Raw genomic sequence first — 20,047 nt, forward strand, 5'->3', positions numbered from 1 at the left:
TATATGTATTTATATTAAATTATGAAAGTATATAAAATTAAGTGTGAGCAAGGTTCCATTTATCATAATAAAAAAAGATGGGAAATATACTTGCATTTAGTGTAATCGCATTTAAGTGGATCATTTATGCAGCAAGTTGAGCTAAATATCAACAATAAACCCCTTTAGTACTACCTCTTTAGGGTTGTTTGGTTCTGTAATTGATTTACATCATTAATTCATTTCCTTTCATAAATAACAATTGGCTCAGTAGAAATATAACCGTCAGGAATTCTTATGAGCAAGATGAAATTAGTCATTATTGGTAATGGCATGGTAGGCCATCGCTTTATTGAAGATTTAGTTGAAAAAACTGATACACAAAATTTAGATATTACCGTTTTTTGTGAAGAACCACGTGTTGCTTATGACCGTGTGCATCTTTCTTCTTATTTTTCACACCATACAGCAGACGAACTTTCTCTTGTTAAAGAAGGATTTTATCAAAAGCACGGTATTAATGTTTTAATTGGTGAGCGTGCGATTAATATAAACCGTGACAATAATGTGGTTTATTCAAGCACAGGTCGTGAAATTAAATATGACAAACTTGTATTAGCGACAGGTTCATACCCATTTGTTCCGCCAATCAAAGGTAACGAAAGTAAAGATTGCTTTGTTTACCGTACAATTGAAGATCTAAAATCAATAGAAGCAACAGCAAAGAAAAGTAAATCAGGCGTTGTTGTTGGTGGTGGTTTATTAGGTTTAGAGGCCGCGGGTGCGTTAAAAGCACTTGGTGTTGCTACTCACGTAGTTGAATTTGCACCAGTACTAATGGCTGAACAATTAGACCAACAAGGTGGCTTGCAGTTACGTAATAAAATTGAGCGTATGGGCGTACAAGTTCATACGGGTAAGAATACGTTAGAAATTGCCCCTGAAGGCGAAAATGCACGTAATGTAATGCGATTTGCGGATGGTACTGAACTTGAAACGGACTTTATCGTTTTTTCTGCAGGCATCCGTCCTCAAGACAAACTAGCACGTCACATGGAATTGGAAATTGCTCCACGTGGTGGGATTGCGATTAATAATCATTGCCAAACTTCAGATAAAGATATTTATGCCATTGGTGAATGTGCATCATGGAATGAAACATTCTACGGTTTGGTTGCACCTGGTTATAAAATGGCAACCGTTGCCGTTGATCACTTAGTGGGTAATGAGAGTGAGTTTGAAGGCGCGGATATGAGCGCAAAACTAAAACTACTGGGTGTAAAAGTCGGTTCAATTGGTGATGCCAATGGTCGAACCCCTGGTTGTAAGAGCTACGTTTACCAAAATGAAGAAGATGAAGTGTATAAGCGCATCATTGTCTCTGAAGACGGTAAGCAGTTGCTTGGTGCGGTAATGGTTGGAGATACCTCTGACTATGGCGATTTATTACAGCTAAAGTTGAATAACATTGAACTACCAAAGCACCCAGACACGCTTATTTTACCGGCTCATGCTGGGGCAGAAAAGCCAACATTAGGTGCCGATTCCTTACCTGATAGTGCTGTTATTTGTTCATGTTTTGATGTAACCAAAGCAAAAATTGCTCAGGCTGTCGCAGATGGTCACCATACGCTGGGTGACATTAAATCAGTGACGGGTGCTGGTACTGGCTGTGGTGGTTGTATCCCTCTCGTCACCTCTGTGCTTAATGCAGAATTAGCCAAATCAGGTATTGAAGTCAACAACGATATTTGTGAGCACTTTGCTTATTCTCGTCAAGAAATGTTCCATCTTATCCGAATTGAAGGCATCAAGAGTTTTGATGAGATGCTTGATAAATATGGTAAGGGTTATGGATGTGAGGTCTGCAAGCCAACGGTTGGTTCTATTCTCGCGTCTTGCTGGGGTGAACATGTATTAGCCCCGCAATTAGTGAGCCTACAAGACACAAATGATAACTTCCTTGGCAACATGCAAAAAGATGGTACTTATTCTGTTATTCCTCGCATGCCAGGTGGTGAAGTAACACCACAAGCACTAGGTGCATTAGCAGATGTTGCTGCTGAATATAACCTATACACCAAGATCACGGGTGCTCAACGCGTCGGCTTATTTGGTGCCCAAAAAGACGATTTACCGGCTATCTGGAAAAAATTGGTTGCTGCAGGTTACGAGACAGGTCAAGCCTATGCTAAAGCACTACGTATGGCGAAAACATGTGTTGGTAGTACTTGGTGTCGTTTCGGTGTTCAGGATAGTGTCGGTTTAGGTTCACGACTTGAAAATCGTTATAAAGGTATACGTACACCGCATAAAATGAAATTTGGTGTGTCTGGTTGTACGCGTGAATGTGCCGAAGCTCAAGGTAAAGATTTAGGGATCATAGCAACGGATGCCGGTTGGAATATGTATGTGTGTGGTAACGGTGGTATGAAACCTCGCCATGCGGATTTATTGGCATCTGATCTTGATGAAGCAACATTAATTCAATACATCGATCGCTTTATGATGTTCTACATTCGCACTGCAGATAAGTTACAACGAACTTCTGTATGGATGGAAAACATGGAAGGTGGCGTTGATTATTTACGCGAAGTGATCGTTAACAATAAGCTGGGTATTAATGATCAACTTGAAGCTGATGCCGCAAACTTAGTGGCAGCCTTTAGCTGTGAATGGACAGATACGATTAACGATGAGAGCCAATTAAAACGCTTTTCACATTTTATCAACAGTGATCAGCGTGATGATAATGTGGTATTTGTCTCTGAGCGTGAGCAACACCGTCCTGCTACATATACAGAGAAAAACCCGAACGCGAAAGGCGATATTCTACACGTAGAGTTGGAGAAATAACGATGAGTAAAACAGCATCAAAAGAATGGCAAGTTATTTGCCCAATTACAGATGTTTTCCCAGCAACGGGTGTCTGTGCTTTAGTTAATGGTGAGCAAGTTGCTATTTTTCGTCCACGCAACAATGAGCAAGTATTTGCGATTGCCAACCATGATCCATTTGCTAAATCAAACGTTCTTTCACGTGGTTTAATTTGTGAGCATCAAGGAGAACTTTGGGTAGCAAGTCCATTGAAAAAACAGCACTTCAATTTAGCGACGGGCCTTTGTCTTGAAGATGAACGCTTTAGTGTCAAATCTTACTCAGTGAGAGTGAGTAAAGGTAACGTTGAAATAAAGACAGCAATTTAATATCCATAGAAACTAAAGTATTGATTGCTTTAGTTTCTATCAGTATTCGATTTCTTTTTATACTTTAATTTTTATAGGTAATTTTATGTTTGCAGATGCAATTAAAAAGTGTGGTGATAATGCTGCTCGTATTAAGCGATTAGCAGAAGACAGCCCACTTGGCTTTTGGATAAGTTCAGCTATGGCAGGAGCGTATGTCGGTTTAGGGATTATTTTAATCTTTACTCTAGGAAATATGGTCGATCCATCTATTCGCCCCCTTGTGATGGGAACAACATTTGGCATTGCTTTAACCTTAGTCATTATGGCTGGTTCAGAACTTTTTACTGGTCATACAATGTTTTTAACGTTTGGCATTAAAACAGGTCAAACGAGTGTTGCTGATGCCGCTAAAATTTTGCCTCAGACATGGATGGGTAACTTAATTGGCTCTATTTTTGTTGCTGGCTTATTTATGTATGCTGGTGGTGGTAACTTACTATCTGACTCTGGTAGCTTAGCTCATAATGCTGCACTAGCAAAAACAACAGCACCTGCCATGGTTCTGTTCTTTAAGGGTATTCTATGTAACTGGCTAGTATGTCTAGCGATTTGGATGTGCCAACGCGTTGAAGGGACAGGTCGCTTTATTGCTATCTGGTGGTGTCTGCTTGCGTTCATTGCTTCTGGTTACGAGCACTCGATTGCTAACATGACACTATTTGCAATGTCTTTATTTGGTAATCATACAGAAGCATTTACTATGGGTGGCATTACTCATAACCTAATTTGGGTTTCTTTAGGTAACGCAGTTTCAGGGGTTGTCTTTATGGGTCTTGGTTACTGGTATGCGACACCAAAGTCAGAGCGTCCTATTGTGAACGCACAAGTTAACACAAGCGCAGCAAAAGCATAATAAACCAACGATGATAGAGGGCTTGCTGAGAGGTAAGCTCTTTTTTTATGGTGCTATTTATTTTAAACATACAACGCTTAAAGTTGGATAACGATAATGTCAAACTCAAATTTAACTTCTGCTTCATTGCAAATAACCGCTGAAAATCTGCCATCAAATGGTTTGGTTTCTTTAGTTGGTGCTGGACCAGGTGATCCAGATTTACTGACCATGAAAGGTTATCGTCTTATTCAGCAAGCCGATGTTGTTGTATACGATCGTTTAGTTTCCGATGAAATTATGGCATTAGTTAATCCAACGGCAGAGCGTATTTATGTAGGTAAGCAGTTAGATTATCACTGCGTTCCACAGGATCAAATTAATCAAATTTTATTAAAATACGCGCAAATGGGTAAGCGAGTGGTGCGCTTAAAAGGAGGGGATCCTTTTATTTTTGGGCGAGGTGGGGAAGAACTAGAAACGTTAGCACTGTCTCAGGTACCATTTGAAGTGGTTCCTGGTATTACTGCGGCAGCGGGCTGTACCGCTTATGCTGGTATTCCATTAACCCACCGAGACCATGCGCAAAGTGTTCAGTTCATTACTGGCCATGTACAAAAAGATGGACAAAATATCAATTGGCACTCATTGGTTCAGTCAAATCATACACTGGTTTTTTATATGGGCCTTAAACAGTGCTCCTCGATAACAAAGCATTTAATTGATCATGGTTTAAACACTCAAACACCATGTGCAATTATTGAACGAGGGACAACGCCTCAGCAGCGTGTATTTACAGGTTCGTTAGAGCAATTAAGTGAGCTTGCAAAATGTGCTGAAAGTCCGGCATTAATTGTTATAGGTAGTGTCACAACATTGCATGATAAGTTACATTGGTTTGATAAATCGCAGTAAAACGAAATAAAGATATTTAGCCTTAAAGATTAAGCGTATAATTGCTATTGGCGTTTAATATTCCAATCCATGAGGACCGGAGTATATATTTAAGGAAATGAATTTATGCAAAAAGTAGCTATTTTAGTTGATGTGCAAAACATCTACTATACGACCCGAGATAAATATAAAGCAAACTTTGACTATAACCAGTTTTGGTATGTAGCAACGATGGGACGTGAAGTGATCGCTGCTAATGCTTATGCGATTTCAAGTCAAGATCCTCGCCAGCGTCAATTTCATCATATTTTGCGCGGTGTTGGTTTTAACGTAAAGCTTAAACCTTTTATCCAACGACGTGATGGTAGTGCTAAGGGCGATTGGGATGTAGGTATTGCGCTTGATGCCATTGAACTAGCCGAGCAAGCTGATGTGATTGTATTGCTGTCAGGTGATGGGGATTTTGAGTTGCTGGTGGAGCGTATTAAACAGCGTTTCAATAAATCGGTAGAAGTGTATGGTGTACCTGGACTGACAGCTCAAAACTTGATTGACTCTGCCAGCCAGTTCTTTCCGATCAATAACGATCTTTTACTCTGAATCTGTACTCGCTTCAGATTCAGTTGCAGCGTCTGTCGTCACTTCTACATTTGCTGCTTCTTCCGCTTCCATTTTGGCACGTTCAGCTTTTGAGATGTAACGAGGTTTGTTGCTAGTATGCAATTTGGCAGTTTTTTTCTTCATGCGTTTTTTAAAAATTGCATTGATTTTTTTCTTACGGTTCATTATTAGTACCTTGAATAATGTCGGCTTAGCTTAGTAAGCTTGAATGCGGTGAAGAATAAAGACTTTTGAAGCAAATCACAAGGTGAGCAGTAAAATGGAAGACGAAATAGCAAAAATCAGCCACTTACTCGACGGTGAGTTACTAACGGAGTTTAAAACCGTACAGGCGATGATTAACATTTATTGTCGTTTTCACCATACGGGTTTAAATGCACCTTGTGATGTATGCCAAACCTTGTTGGATTACGCTGAAGTTCGCTTAGATCGTTGTCCCTACGGGCAAAGTAAGCCGACATGTAATCGCTGCCCAATACATTGTTATAAGCCCGAACCTAAAGAGCAAATGCGTTTGGTTATGCGTTATTCAGGACCAAGAATGTTACTAAAGCATCCCATTTTAGCCATTCGCCATCTGGTGCATGAAAGAAAAACAGCCCCTGAAAAGCCAGAGGCAAATGCATCCAATCGACATCAACGGTTACGTCGTCGCTAACGTAAGGTTATTCATCCAGTGGCGCTTCAGGTAACGATGGAAGCAAAGTGAAAACTTGACTATCTCCTCTACCGCAAGTAATAGATAGACCTGATGGAACTCTAAACCAAAGAAAAATGCACCTAAAGCGGTAATCGGGACTCCAACCATCCACATTGAAATAATGTCCATTTTTAAGCAAAACTGGTTATCACCTCCAGCACGTAAAATGCCATTGATAATGATCATATTGAGCATTCTTAGCCAAATGATGCAGCAAAAGACAGCAATTGCAGGTGAGGCAATAGGGTAAAGTTCAGGGCTATCAAGGTTTAGCCAGCTTAAAATATACGCTTTACCTAATAGCATAATCCCACCGACTAGAAGCCCAAAAAAGAGTACGGTTTTGATGAAAAAGGCTGACATACCGATGGCTTGATCAAACTCATCTCGACCTAATGCTTGACCCACTAAAATAGAGCAAGCAACAGAGATACCAAAGAAGATAGCGTAACAAAGCGACTCAAATGGTCCCATCATGCTATATACGGCAAGTTCAGTGGTTCCCATGTGACCAAAAATCATTTGGTAGCTCAGAATGCCTAATGCCCAAATGACAGCACTGCCCGTGGTTGGTAGAGCAATATTGACATAAGAGCGCCACAGCTTACTACTATCGACTAATGTATCTGCGATGAACAACCAGTGCTGGCGATGTTTTAAATAAACGACCATCAAAATAACCTGCAGCAAGCGAGATATTGTTGTGGCAAGCCCAGCACCAGCAACGCCCATGGCAGGGACGCCCCATCCACCTTTAATCAGCCAAAAGTTGAGGGCGATATTAACCATAATAGTAATAGTACCTAGTAACAATGGCGTGACGGTGTCACCTGATGAGCGCAGGGCAGATTCAGTCACTATGACTAAATGCGTTAAAATTAAAACAGGAAAGCTATACCATAAGTAGCTTGATCCTAACGCAATAACCTGTGCGTCACTGGTTTGCAGCATCATGATATAACCGGAAAAAACCGTAATGACAAAAGTAACCGGGATCAATATTTTAGCGCCATAACGCATGGCTAATAATGTAATGCTTTTGGCTGATGTCTTATCTCGTCGACCCCAGTACTGCGCAACTAAAACACCGTTCGCAGATGCCATACCAGCCATAATCATAATAGCAACAAAATGCCATTTAGAGGCAATACCAACAGAGGCAGTGGCTTCTTTACCAAAATCGCTCACCATCAGTACATCGGCTAAAGCCAGTATTGCGACCAAAGCACTTTGAATTGCCACAGGAAAACCTAGCTTCATGACCTTGAAGAGCATACCATCGGGTCTCGCTTTGTTTTGTGTTTTGAGGTAGTTTTTATTAGTCATGATTTCTCCTATATTTATGGGAGAACTATAGAATTGAGTAGGAAAAAAGGACATGTTAGAAAATAGGGAAAAGCTGTGCGAATCCGTCATTGACGTCATGCAGCCTAAAAATACCTGGGTAGATGAAGTGTACCTCGCTGATCGTTGTAAAGAGCGTTTTCTTACTCTATCTGATATCCCTGAACTCAGACAAGAAGCAATATTTATGGCAGGGTTGGCCGAGCTAGTTGACGGCTATTATGTTGAGCGTGAAAGCGTTCAGGTTCAGACGTTACTTTTTACTTTAGAGGGTGGCGGCATCCTGACAACGGCTGATGATGTCATTTTATTAGAGCCATTTTCTTTATTGGTTATTCCTGCTAATACCCCGTTTCGCTTTGAACTAAATCCGATCGATAATCACTGGAAAATGATTTGGTTACTGCTTGAAGCTGATAGTAAGTGGGATCATTTTTCTAAATCGAATCTAACCAAATCCAGCTTCAATAAATCGAGCCTTAATAAACAGGTTTCTAATAAATCCGCTTCTAATAAACCCGTTCCTAGTAAACCTGTCCCTAGTAAACTTAGCATTAAAGTGATCCCTTATCATGATGTTGAACGGCTATGGTCACTGCTTCACCTTATTCATACTGAAATAGGAGCAAGAGCGAGCTTTAGACGATTATTAGTCAGTGAATTTAGTCGTTTACTGATGGGCTTTGAGCAACCTGCAGTCAGTTCTGTCTCTCGGGTTCATGCACTATTTAATGACATTGAAGGGCAGTTGCATCTTAATTGGACGGTTAAGAAAATGGCTAAACTGTGTTTTATTAGTGAAGAGCAGTTGAATCGAATCTCAAAACAGCTTTTTGCTTTATCGCCGCGCAGTAAGCTCATTCAGTTACGTATGGAGAAAGCAGCCGATCTTCTCCAGTATCGTGAATGGAATATAACAATGATTTCCCATCGACTCGGTTATAAAGACCCTTACAACTTCACTCACCGTTTTCGTAAACACTTTGGCTGCTCTCCAAGTCGTTATCGCAAACTTTTGAGTGAGCAAGAAGTTAGAGTAGATATTGAAAGAGAAAGTGTTTAAGGCGTCAACTTGCGAGTGACGTACTTGGCTATTATTATGTATTGATTATAAATAAAGAGAAAAATCATGTCTGCAGCAGAAAAATCATCTAGAAAATTAAGCTTTTATATTATTGGTTTGATTCTAGCGGTTTGGTTATATAGCCTTTGGGCTGATCGTGTCACGCCAATGACGGGTGAAGCACGTGTACATTCTTATTTGGTCAGAGTTGCCTCTGAGGTTTCTGGTAATATTACTGAGGTAGATATTATTAATAATCAAGTGGTTGAAGCCGGTGATGTACTCTTCAGTATTGATCCAAGAAACTACCAGATAAGCTTGCAAACCGCTCAAGCTAATTTAGCGATGGCAGGGCAAAGTATTGGTGCGAATACCGCCGCTGTTGAAGTTGCTCAAGCTAAAGTGGTTGATGCCTTGGCTGCACGTAATAATGCCAAAGAGCAAGCCGCGCGGATTACAGAATTAGCGGGTAAAGGAGTATTAAGTCAATCGGATTTAGATAATGCCATTGAGTCTCGTGATCGTACACAAGCCAGTCTTAAAGTCGCTGAAGCATCGTTAGCGCAAGCCAAACAAAATTTAGGACCTGCGGGTGAAAATAACCCTCAAATTTTAGCGGCGATGGCTAACTTAGAAAAAGCACGCTTGGATTTGCAAAAAACTGCGGTTACAGCTCCTTCAAAGGGGATAGTGACAAATTTACAATTAACGGTTGGGCAGAAAGCAACAGCTGGATCACCGATGCTGACCTTTATCGATCCTCGTGAAGTTTGGATCTCTGCATTGGTACGCGAAAACTCACTAGAACATATTCGAGTTGGGAATACTGTTGAGATTGTTTTAGATGCGCTACCTGGTCGAGTATTAAGAGGAAAGGTAGAGAGTATTGGTTGGGGGACAGGGGGAAGTAATAATATTGATCAATCGACCGGTTTTTTGACAGCAGATACCACTTCGCTTAGCGCCCAGCGTTACCCTGTAAACATTGTCTTTGATGCTGAAGATATTCCACACAATGTTCGTTACGGTTCTCAGGCGACGGTTGCATTTTTTACAGAAGAGAGTCGTTTTGGAGAGTGGCTTGCCAATATTTGGATGCGTATTCTAAGTGTGTGGACTTATGTTTCGTAGCCCTGCTAACTCAGTTATAAGAGTCGTCTTTTTTCCTATATTGTTGTTGTATTACTTACAATATTCAGCGGCTGCGATGCCTATTTTGGCCCCGATGTTTGTCGTGATATTTCTAACGATTATGCCATCTAGACCACCATTAAATATGCTGTTAAAGCTACTATTGATATTAGTTTTTATCAGCTTTGGGGTGGTCTTTTTTGCAGGGTTATTGATTGATTCGCCAACGGGGTTTGGTCTTTTTTGTTGGGCGTTATTGTTTCTGGGCTTTTATCGAAGTCATCATGATCCAAAAGACTTTTTTGCAACGTTGTTATTAATGGTTGTGATCATTATGGTCGTGATGAGCATACAATTCGGAGCTCCGCTAAATGGTCTTCCTTGGTTGATGTTTGAGGGGTTCATTACAGCCCTTGTGGTGACTTATCTTAGCTTTTTAATCTTTCCGGGTGATGAGCAAGATATTTTACCTGAAACACGAGTTAAGGAAGGAGCACAAACCCATATTGGTATTATTGCCTTTAAAGCGACAATGATGGGGGTTGCCTTGATCGCTTTAATGGGTTTTGGAAGCTCTCAAACAATGCTTATAGCTATGACCATTAGTAGTATGATCAAGCTGCCAAGCCCCACCGATTATCGAATATTTAGTCAAAATAAGATTGTAACGACTTCGGTAGGCATTTTATTTACACTTCCTGTCATGATGCTATTTACTGTCGGCGTAGCAACATGGTTTTTGATTGGCGTATCACTATTTTGTGGACTGCAACTAGCATGTTACGCCATTAGGAAGCAATGTCGTTCAACGATTTACCAGTTATTGTTTACAAACTTTGTCGTATTGACGTATCAAATCATTAAGCACCAAGCCGCTGATTCATTATCGGCCGAGTTCTTGCGTCTAATTTCAATTGTTATTGCCATTCTCATTGGTTCGTTGATCTTAAATATCACAAAACACAAATCACTTACCTTGCTCTCTCCTGAGAAGTAAAGATAAGCCCGCTTTTATGATGTTAAGCAAAAGCGGGCTTGTAGACCAAATAACGAACAGTTTTTTAATTCTAATCGATATTATGAATATAATTATCATTACCTAGTTGAATGTATTAACTTTTAATATTCACTAAGTTATAGGATTAGTATTAATTAATTGAGGCGTAGAAAAATTATTTCATAGGCTTACTTTTCATCTATTGGGCGTATAAGTGCATAAAGGAAGGCTTAGATTTGTTACTCGTTAGCGAATGTAAGCGGCTAAGTTGAAAAAATAAGTATGAATATAATTACGATAAGGGTATGAGTATTATCTCTTTGTGATACTCACCATGATTCATAAACTGTAAATACGATCTTACTTTTCTTAACTTGTTGATTTTAAATTATTTTGTTCGGGTTCGGGTTCGGGGCTGGGAATTATTCTGCTAACTAGAAAGGGAATAGAAGGGAGATAATAATGTGTGATGAGTGTATATGTAATCTACGCCTAATATTTATATATCTACTCCTCAGTAATTATTGTTTAATCCCTAAGGTTTATTATATTGGCGTCATTTAATTAAGTTTATTTTAAAGGTTGATGTTTATTATTTCTGAAATAATTGTGACATATTTCAGGGGCATTATTTCCCCACTCGAAATAAATCACCAATAAGGAAAAAACAGTGATAAATAATAACCTAAAATTTGGATTAATCTCTATTGCAATTGCGAGCGCTTTAGTTGGGTGTAATTCAAGTAATGATTCGGACGTTGAGCAAGGTACACAAGTTAAGAACATTATCGTTATGATTAACGATGGTGCTAGTGCATTCACTTGGGATATGGCGACTTATTGGAGTGATGGTAAGAAAACGAATGACACCAATTTGTACTCAGACATGGATGTATTTTTGGGTATGTCAACTTATCCACTGAATACAGCAAGTGATGCCACTTTCGATGATATTTCAACAGTAAATTACGATAAAAATAAAGCTTGGGAGACGATATTGTCTGATGAAGTCCAAGATAAAGATGGATATGAAGCGTATATTAAGGGCTATCAATATCTAAGAGATAATTACACTGATTCAGCCGCCTCTGGAACGGCTATTGCCACCGGAACGAAAACATATAATAACTCTATTGGTTTTGACAACTATGAGAAGCAGTTACCGAATATCACTCAAATAGCGAAGCAAAATGGTTTCGCCACTGGTGTCGTTTCCTCTGTTCAAGTGTCTCATGCGACACCAGCAACATTCTCTGCACATAATCTATCTCGCAGGGATCAAGAAGCTATTTCGATAGATCAATTTACTAATAACTATGTGGATCTGTTAATGGGTGTAGGCCATCCCGACTACGATGATGTTGGTCAAAATATGGCATTTATGGAAGCTAACGACCCTGATGGCTGTAGCGCTTATTGGGCATGTAACACTCGATACAACAACATTGACAAAGAGATATGGATAGCACTGAATAAGGGCGAGCAAACTCGTGAAGGTTACGATAAGCCTAACCGTTTAATCACCGATAAGACTCAGTTTGAACTTCTTGCGGAAAACAACTTGGATTTCGATCCTTCTCAACCTCTCATCGGTATTCCTAAAGTACGTAATACCTTACAGGCATCACGACCAGTTGAAATGGGATTCGATCCAAACATGCCAAGTGGCGTTGCTCAACTGCAAAGCGTTCCTAGCTTAGAAACTATGACCAAAGCAGCCCTAAACTACCTTGGAGCAAAAGATACAGGAATATTCCTCATGGTAGAAGGTGGGGCAACAGACTGGGCAGCTCATGATCATCAGCAAGGTCATCATAAAGTAAACTACCTGATTGAAGAAACGCATGACTTCAATCAATCAGTGGCTGCGGTAAAAGAGTGGGTTGAGGAAAACAGCTCTTGGGAAGAGACATTACTTATCGTTACGACAGACCACGGTAATGCGATGCCGCTAAGTATGCTTTCAGATCTACCTGAATATGCTTATGATACGGTCGAAAACTTTGGTTTGGGTAATCCAGCTCTTGATGGTGTTAATGTGAAATTTTGGTCAACTCAACACACTAATGAACTGGTTCGCCTTTGGGCAAAGGGTTCACCTTCAAAAGAGCTTAATAACCACATCGTAGACAAAGATGAGAACTTTGCTAAATTCATTGGTCATAATAGCGATGGTGCGTACATTGATAACACTCATATTTTTGATGCTATCAAAGCCATCATTGAGTAATTGCTAAATTTGATAGGAAAGGGGAGACTCTTTCCTATTTATTATGGAATAAGCTATGAAATTAAAATACCTAAGCTCTATTATCATCTTTTTAATTCCTTTTGCAGCTCAGGCTCAAATGTGTAAATCTGAAGACACCAAAGCAGACACGCATTTTTTAGAAATAGAGCCTGGTATTATTTTGGATCAAAGAACCAATCTGGAATGGCAGAAGTGCACTGTGGGTTTTACTGGACCTGATTGTAAAGGCGGCAATATCCAAACGTTTTCTCAAGAAACAGCCTTTAATAAAATTGTACAAATTAATAATCAATCACAGCATAAATGGAGATTACCAACGATTGAAGAGTTAGCTACTTTAGTTAAAAATGACTGTGTCGCACCAGCCATTGATATTAAGGCGTTTCCCAACACGCTAAGTTCATGGTATTGGAGTAGCACTGCCGATTATTCTTACTATGGTTATGTTGATTTTTCAGTCGGCTACATCGGAGAAGAAGATATGTACTTGTCTAATCCTATTCGACTTGTTAAAGAATCCGAAAAAAAGTAACTCGAGTCTAGAGCCCTTTTAAGCTGAACATTTTTAAAACGACTATCCCCTTCACCAGCTAGCTTCAATATGATGGGTTATTTTTAACCAGATTAACCCTCAACCGTAATGGCTGAGGGTTAATATTAATTTCGTAAACTTTTACTTATACTTTAAGCCTTGGCAAACTGATAAGTACGATAGCCACCAATTAGGTTGCGGGCTTTAAAGCCATTGTTGACTAATTGACGGTAAGCTACGTTACCACGTAACCCAACTTGGCAATAAATAACGATTTCCTTGTCTTTTGGCAGTTCATCCATTCTATGACGCAACTCATCCACAGGGATATTGATTGCACCTTCTATGAAACCAACGTTTTCTAATTCACCTGGATTACGAACATCCAGTAACAGTTGGTCTTCATTCAAATCATCCACTTCATCAAAGTGGATAGGGGTCGCATCGCCTTTGATTATATTGTTAGCAACGAAAGCAGCTTGGTTAATGACATCTTTTGCACTGCCATACGGTGGCGCATAAGTAAGCTCTAAGTGTTGAAGCTGTTCAACCGTCATGCCAGCACGTTGAGCGACAGCCATAATATCAATTCGCTTATCAACGCCATCTTTACCAGCAGCCTGCGCGCCAAATATCTTGCCAGTTTGCGGATCAAATAGCATTTTGAATGAAACGATTTCCGCACCAGGGTAATAACTCGCATGACTGGCGGTATGGACGTACACTTTTTCAAAAGTCACCCCATCACGGATCAATTGTTTCTCATTTTTACCCGTTGAGGCGACCGCTAAATCGAAAATCTTACAAATAGCCGTACCTTGTGTTCCTTGGTAGCTTTCGTTGCGACCAAACATGTTATCAGCTGCCATGCGACCTTGACGGTTTGCAGGGCCTGCAAGCGGGACTAAGGTTTGATTGCCAGTAACAAAATCGGCTTCTTCAATGGCATCGCCCACAGCGTAAATAGCAGGATCGCTGGTTTGCATGGTTGGTGTTGTCCAGATACCACCTAGCTCACCAATTTTTAGATCGGCATTAACGGCTAATGATGTTTCAGGGCGCACACCAATCGCCATAATAAGCAGATCGGTTTTTAATGTTTCACCTGTGCTTAATGCAAGATTTAGATGACCATTGATGTGTTGATGTTCAGCTTGCTCACCAGAGTCGGCATGGGCAATGTGTGCTTCTGAAACATATTCAACACCAGAGAGCGCTGTGCCCAATCTTAAATCAATACCATGATTGCGAATTTCAGCATGGGCAAAGCCAGCCATCTCTTTATCAACCGGGGTCATGACTTGATCGGCAAGCTCAAGAAGGGTGGTTTTAATACCTCGCTGGTGGAAAGCTTCCATCATTTCAAGGCCAATAAAACCTCCACCGACTACGGTTGCATGCTCAACATTGTTGGTGGCGATGGTATTTAGAATTCGATCCATATCCGGAATGTTACGCAACGAATGGGTTAGTGGATTTTGAATGCCTGGAATAGGTGGAACAATAGGACCAGCACCAGGACTTAATAGCAGGAAGTCATAAGTTTCAACATAAGAGCTTCCATCAAGCAGATTCTTAACACTGACCGTTTTAGCTTGTCGATCAATACTGATCACTTCGTTCATGACACGGACATCAACATTAAAACGTGCAAGAAAGCTTTCCGGGGTTTGGAGCAAGAGTTTACTACGATCAGTGATATCTCCACCGATGTGGTAGGGTAAACCACAGTTAGCAAACGAAACGAAGCTACCACGCTCAAACATAATAATTTCAGCATCTTCGCTTAACCGACGAGCTCGGGCTGCTGCTGATGCACCACCTGCAACGCCACCAACTATTAAGATTTTTGTCATTCTTTACTCCAAAAGCTTATCATTTACGAATGAATTTTTAGGTCTGTTTAATAACATAATACTTTAAATTAGCTTTGTCTAATGTTAATCTAATTAATATTAGCATTTTCTAATGAAAAGAACGTTGGAGATTAAAATGGCAATACCATGGGATTCATTATTTGGTGGTGTATTACTCGGAATTTCAGCAACAATTCTCTTGCTATTTAATGGCAAAATAGCAGGAATTAGTGGGATTTTATCCGGTTTATTAACCCCTAAAAGCCAAAACTTCTCTTGGCAACTGATTTTTATATTAGGTCTGGTTGCTGGTGGTACGACTGGCGTCTATCTATTCGGTCTTGATGTACCGACAAGTTATGCCACTAGCCCTATTGGTTTAGTTATCGCGGGTTTGCTCGTTGGTTTAGGCACTCGCATCGGTAATGGTTGTACGAGTGGGCATGGTATTTGTGGTATAGGTAGAGGCTCTAAGCGTTCTATTGTCGCCACGATGACCTTTATGCTGACAGCCGCAATCGTTGTTTTTCTTCGTTTACACATTTTGTAGGGTAGGAGGGTTTTATGAATTCTTTGTTGTTTAAATTAGTCGCTTTACTCTCTGGTGTATTGTTTGGTCTGGGTATGGTGATATCTGGTATGGCTGACCCAAGTAAAGTCGTGGGCTTTTTAGATGTTGCTGGCAATTGGGATCCAAGCTTGGCGTTTGTTATGGGTGGTGCATTAGCCGTGTTTGCTCCCGCTTACTTTTTTATCATCAAGCCAAGAAAGCAGCCTGTCAACAATGAGACTTTTAATATCTCAAGCAAAGTGACACTGGATAAGCCGCTATTAATAGGTAGTGCGATGTTTGGTTTAGGCTGGGGGATAGCTGGTCTTTGTCCTGGACCCGTTGTTGCTTCACTTGGTTTAGCGAATGGCGACGCTTGGCTATTTATGCTGGCGATGTTTGTGGGCTTTAAGCTTGCTGCTGGGATCTCCTCTCGCTTGAACTAATCAATCTTTCATTTAGTCGTAAGCGAGAGGCTTCTTGTTTACTTCACTGTGCTACTGACAGGGCAATGGTCACTGAGTTGGTAGCGCAGCATGTCATCTCCTTCATAGACGTTCTGTGTCGTTGCTGTCGCGGTGAGATCAGGGCTTACGATAATATGATCAATCAAGCTACGAAACTTATGGGTCTTATTCGGGTCACGATTAGAGCGAACCTTACAATTTGCTTGAGTCTTCTGTGTTACCAGTTCTGGCATTTTATTTACTTTATCGGTCATATCTTGCCATAACCAATCTCTTGAGCGTTGATTCTTACTTGAGAAGGCTAGGTTATGATTAAAGTCGCCTAATAGGATGTAGCTCTCTTGAGCTTGTTCTTTATCGCGTAGCCAATTTCCAATCACCTGTCCTTGTTGCTTAAGGGTCTTACACGACGCATGGCTACTATTATATCGACCACTACAGCCAGCTTTTAAATGGACAGAGAGTAGCTGAATACGTTGCTGATTATCACGATGTAGTTGGATTTGAGTTGCAAAACGTAATTTACTTCTGCTATTGGCTAATAAAGGCAGGTCACTTAAGTTAGAGACTTGCCAGCTTTTATGTACAGCAAAGCCGGTATATTGATTTATGCCATTAAACTGTTGGTTGCGGTGGCTAGGTTGGGAACGCGTTGACATAAAGATTTGATAGTCATTGCCGATCACTTTTTGAATCGCTGTAATACTATCGACTTCTTGAAAGGCTAATACATCTGGATTTATTTTTTGAAAATAGCGCGCTAACTTTTCAAAGTCTTTTTCTGTACGTGCACTCGCTGGAAAACGCGGATCGGGTGTCGTAGTTAGCCATTCAATGTTCCAACTCGTCACTTTTATCTCTTTTGCGACAGCTGAATTAAAAAGACTAAAAAAGATTGACACAGAGAGTAAGAACGGGATACCAAAAGTAATTTTCACATTCATTTCCTTAACGATGTAGGCTGAAGCTGTATCCTAACAGGCTTGCGAAAAGATCAACTAAAAACATCACATTTTTTTGATTTTTTTTCTTTCTTTTCTAACTTCATGATAGTGCACTCAGATCGAACTCTTCTTACTCACTACATGCACTTTATTGATCTAGATCAATGCTCTTGTGGTGTGGTTTTCGTTTAATACGCCACAAGATGTAGTGTCAGTAAATAATTAAGTCACCCTATATGGTGTATTTGTGGATTAATCTGTGGATATGTCAAGGGTAAGGAGAGCAGGTGAAAGCAAATTACAATTCAATACAGATAGCTGAATTACGCATTTTTTGCGTGACAAATCCTACCCAAAACTCAACCTGCAGAGCATGAAAAACTAACCTTTCAGCTATCTATTAAAAACCAAAATTAAAACTAAAATTAAAGCTATTGAATTATGATTATGAAGCAAGTAACCGAATCTGTTGTTGTTAAACGCGACGGAGCTAAAGCCGTCTTTAATCCAAAACTTATCAAAGCCGCGGTACAAGCTGCTGCCGTTGATATTAAGTCTAGCCGAGAAGATCTAGGCGATATCATTGCTGCTAATGTGCGTGAAAAGCTTATTGGCCGTCGTGAAATTAACATTGGTGAAATTCAAAACCTAGTTGAATCTGAACTAATGCATAATGATGACAATGTCGCACGTGCATACATCGAATATCGCCATGACCGTGATGTTGAACGTGAAAAAGCCAGTGCACTAAGTGCTGAAATCACCGGTCTTGTTGAGCAAAGCAATGCATCACTACTTAATGAGAACGCGAATAAAGACAGCAAGGTTATTCCTACTCAGCGTGATTTACTTGCGGGTATCGTGAGTAAGCACTATGCAAAAAATCATATGTTACCGCGTGAAATTGTTCATGCTCATGAAAGTGGTCAAATTCACTACCATGATTTAGATTACTCGCCATTTTTCCCTATGTTCAACTGTATGATTGTTGATTTAGAGAACATGCTGACCAACGGTTTTCGCATGGGTAATGCAGAAATTGACACTCCAAAATCAATTCAAACAGCGACAGCCGTTACTGCTCAAATCGTCGCGCAAGTAGCAAGCCATACGTATGGTGGTACAACACTAAACCGTTTAGATGAAGTATTGGCACCATATGTAACAGCAAGTCATAACAAGCACTTAGCTACAGCTGAAGAGTGGGATATCCCAAATCCAGAAGCTTACGCTAAAAAATTAACAGAAAAAGAAGTGTATGATGCATTTCAATCTCTTGAGTACGAGATCAATACACTTTTCAGCTCTAATGGTCAGACACCGTTCTTATCTATTGGTATCGGTTTAGGTACTTCTTGGGAATCTAAACTGATCCAGAAATCTATTTTTCAAAATAGAATCAAAGGTTTAGGTAAGAATAAGAAAACAGCAGTATTCCCTAAACTCCTGTTTGCTATTAAAGATGGTCTGAACCACAAGCCATCCGATCCTAACTACGATCTTAAGCAATTAGCTTTAGAGTGTGCGACTAAGCGTATGTACCCAGATATTCTTAACTACGATAAAGTGGTTGAAGTGACGGGTTCATTTAAAGCGCCAATGGGTTGCCGTAGCTTCCTAGGTAAGTGGACAGATGAAAGTGGTAAAGAAGTACATGAAGGTCGTAATAACCTTGGTGTTGTAAGCTTAAACTTACCTCGTATCGCCATTGAAGCGGATGGTGATGAAGCAAAATTCTTCGAAATCCTAGATGAACGTACTAAGTTAGTTAAGCAAGCGCTTGATACTCGTATTGATCGTCTACGCGGTGTGAAAGCACGAGTTGCACCAATTCTGTATACAGAAGGTGCACTTGGTGTACGTTTAAACCCAGATGATGAAGTATTAGACATCTTCAAAAATGGTCGTGCATCGATTTCAATGGGCTACATCGGTATCCATGAGACAATTAACGCGCTGTACGCTAATGATGGCGAGCATATCTATGATAGTGAAGTGCTGCGTCAGAAAGGCATCGACATCGTTAAGTTCTTAAAAGATCGTGTCGATGATTGGAAAAAAGAGTCTGGTTGGGGCTATAGCTTATACAGCACACCATCAGAAAACCTTTGTACTCGTTTTTGTTCACTAGATACCAAAGAGTTTGGTGTTATTGAGCATGTAACGGAAAAAGGTTACTACACTAACAGTTTCCACCTAGATGTTGAGAAATCAGTAAATCCATACGATAAAATTGATTTTGAAATGCCTTACCCAGAATTAGCAAGTGGTGGCTTTATCTGTTACGGTGAATACCCGAATATGCAGCGTAATATTGAAGCACTGGAAAACGTATGGGATTACTCATACTCACGTGTTCCTTACTACGGCACGAACACGCCAATTGATGAATGTTACGAGTGTGGCTTCACGGGTGAGTTTGACTGTACAAGTAAAGGCTTTACTTGTCCTAAATGTGGTAACCACGATCCTAAGAAGGTGTCGGTTACTCGTCGTGTATGTGGTTACTTAGGCTCTCCAGATGCTCGTCCATTTAACAGTGGTAAGCAAGAAGAAGTTATTCGCCGCGTTAAGCACATGTAATAAAAACAATTAGTTTAGTAGCGGCATTAGCTTGGTTAACAGCCTGAGCTAATGC

General features: G+C 40.3%; 18 protein-coding genes. 14 read left to right on the forward strand and 4 right to left on the reverse strand.

All coding sequences use genetic code 11. The features are described from left to right. Positions 1-276: 276 nt before the first annotated feature. The 5 genes from nirB (at position 277) to BCU68_RS11795 (ending at position 5,553) form a co-directional block, all read left to right on the forward strand. The gene (gene nirB, locus BCU68_RS11775) at positions 277-2,835 is read left to right on the forward strand and encodes a nitrite reductase large subunit NirB (RefSeq protein WP_102564938.1); all 2,559 of its coding nucleotides are present in this window, start codon (positions 277-279) and stop codon (positions 2,833-2,835) included. A 2-nt stretch (positions 2,836-2,837) separates the two neighbouring features. Further along, positions 2,838-3,185 (forward strand): nitrite reductase small subunit NirD, encoded by a 348-nt coding sequence (gene nirD / locus BCU68_RS11780; RefSeq protein WP_102564939.1) that lies wholly within the window; start codon positions 2,838-2,840, stop codon positions 3,183-3,185. Positions 3,186-3,270: 85 nt separating this feature from the next. After that, complete coding sequence (gene nirC, locus BCU68_RS11785; protein ID WP_102564940.1) at positions 3,271-4,080, forward strand: nitrite transporter NirC; 810 nt, start codon at positions 3,271-3,273, stop codon at positions 4,078-4,080. Between the two features lie 96 nt (positions 4,081-4,176). Continuing rightward, positions 4,177-4,974, forward strand: coding sequence for a uroporphyrinogen-III C-methyltransferase (gene cobA / locus BCU68_RS11790; protein ID WP_102564941.1), 798 nt, complete (start codon positions 4,177-4,179; stop codon positions 4,972-4,974). A gap of 105 nt (positions 4,975-5,079) precedes the next feature. Next, complete coding sequence (locus BCU68_RS11795; protein ID WP_102564942.1) at positions 5,080-5,553, forward strand: NYN domain-containing protein; 474 nt, start codon at positions 5,080-5,082, stop codon at positions 5,551-5,553. Here BCU68_RS11795 and BCU68_RS11800 read toward each other — a convergent pair. Continuing rightward, positions 5,545-5,739 carry a DUF2986 domain-containing protein gene (locus tag BCU68_RS11800; protein ID WP_102564943.1) on the reverse strand — a complete coding sequence of 65 codons (195 nt, stop codon included), beginning with the start codon at positions 5,737-5,739 and terminating at the stop codon, positions 5,545-5,547. The genes BCU68_RS11795 and BCU68_RS11800 overlap by 9 nt on opposite strands. Positions 5,740-5,833: 94 nt before the next feature. On the opposite strand from BCU68_RS11800, the gene BCU68_RS11805 reads away from it, so the two are divergent. Continuing rightward, complete coding sequence (locus tag BCU68_RS11805) at positions 5,834-6,232, forward strand: nitrous oxide-stimulated promoter family protein (RefSeq protein WP_102564944.1); 399 nt, start codon at positions 5,834-5,836, stop codon at positions 6,230-6,232. On the opposite strand, the gene BCU68_RS11810 is transcribed toward BCU68_RS11805, so the two are convergent. Next, positions 6,218-7,600 (reverse strand): MATE family efflux transporter, encoded by a 1,383-nt coding sequence (locus BCU68_RS11810; protein ID WP_102564945.1) that lies wholly within the window; start codon positions 7,598-7,600, stop codon positions 6,218-6,220. The genes BCU68_RS11805 and BCU68_RS11810 overlap by 15 nt on opposite strands. 52 nt (positions 7,601-7,652) lie before the next feature. Here BCU68_RS11810 and BCU68_RS11815 point away from each other — a divergent pair, with 52 nt between their 5' ends. The 5 genes from BCU68_RS11815 to BCU68_RS11835 all read left to right on the forward strand — a co-directional run bounded on the left by BCU68_RS11815 (position 7,653) and on the right by BCU68_RS11835 (position 13,592). Then, positions 7,653-8,681, forward strand: a complete 1,029-nt coding sequence (locus BCU68_RS11815) for an AraC family transcriptional regulator (protein WP_198591730.1) — start codon at positions 7,653-7,655, stop codon at positions 8,679-8,681. 66 nt (positions 8,682-8,747) lie between these two features. Beyond that, entirely contained in the window at positions 8,748-9,812 is a 1,065-nt protein-coding gene (locus tag BCU68_RS11820; protein ID WP_102564946.1) for an HlyD family secretion protein, read from the forward strand. After that, entirely contained in the window at positions 9,802-10,809 is a 1,008-nt protein-coding gene (locus BCU68_RS11825; protein ID WP_102564947.1) for a DUF2955 domain-containing protein, read from the forward strand. The genes BCU68_RS11820 and BCU68_RS11825 overlap by 11 nt, the downstream gene beginning before the upstream one ends. A 670-nt stretch (positions 10,810-11,479) precedes the next feature. Beyond that, positions 11,480-13,039, forward strand: a complete 1,560-nt coding sequence (locus tag BCU68_RS11830) for an alkaline phosphatase (protein ID WP_102564948.1) — start codon at positions 11,480-11,482, stop codon at positions 13,037-13,039. Positions 13,040-13,094: 55 nt separating this feature from the next. Further along, positions 13,095-13,592 (forward strand): DUF1566 domain-containing protein, encoded by a 498-nt coding sequence (locus BCU68_RS11835; protein WP_102564949.1) that lies wholly within the window; start codon positions 13,095-13,097, stop codon positions 13,590-13,592. 152 nt (positions 13,593-13,744) lie between these two features. On the opposite strand, the gene BCU68_RS11840 is transcribed toward BCU68_RS11835, so the two are convergent. Next, entirely contained in the window at positions 13,745-15,448 is a 1,704-nt protein-coding gene (locus tag BCU68_RS11840) for an FAD-dependent oxidoreductase (RefSeq protein WP_102564950.1), read from the reverse strand. Between the two features lie 130 nt (positions 15,449-15,578). Between BCU68_RS11840 and BCU68_RS11845 the strand changes: the two genes are divergently transcribed. Both BCU68_RS11845 and BCU68_RS11850 read left to right on the forward strand, forming a co-directional pair. After that, positions 15,579-15,998 carry a YeeE/YedE family protein gene (locus BCU68_RS11845; RefSeq protein WP_198591732.1) on the forward strand — a complete coding sequence of 140 codons (420 nt, stop codon included), beginning with the start codon at positions 15,579-15,581 and terminating at the stop codon, positions 15,996-15,998. Between the two features lie 14 nt (positions 15,999-16,012). Then, on the forward strand, positions 16,013-16,444 hold the full coding sequence (locus BCU68_RS11850; RefSeq protein WP_241901366.1) for a YeeE/YedE family protein: 432 nt from the start codon (positions 16,013-16,015) through the stop codon (positions 16,442-16,444). Positions 16,445-16,482: 38 nt separating this feature from the next. On the opposite strand, the gene BCU68_RS11855 is transcribed toward BCU68_RS11850, so the two are convergent. Beyond that, on the reverse strand, positions 16,483-17,403 hold the full coding sequence (locus BCU68_RS11855; protein WP_241901367.1) for an endonuclease/exonuclease/phosphatase family protein: 921 nt from the start codon (positions 17,401-17,403) through the stop codon (positions 16,483-16,485). A 453-nt stretch (positions 17,404-17,856) separates the two neighbouring features. Here BCU68_RS11855 and nrdD point away from each other — a divergent pair, with 453 nt between their 5' ends. After that, positions 17,857-19,992 (forward strand): anaerobic ribonucleoside-triphosphate reductase, encoded by a 2,136-nt coding sequence (gene nrdD / locus BCU68_RS11860; RefSeq protein WP_241901368.1) that lies wholly within the window; start codon positions 17,857-17,859, stop codon positions 19,990-19,992. The last annotated feature ends 55 nt before the right edge of the window (positions 19,993-20,047 follow it).

Source organism: Vibrio sp. 10N.286.49.B3, assembly GCF_002873395.1.
In the GTDB taxonomy this organism is placed as follows: Bacteria; Pseudomonadota; Gammaproteobacteria; order Enterobacterales; family Vibrionaceae; genus Vibrio.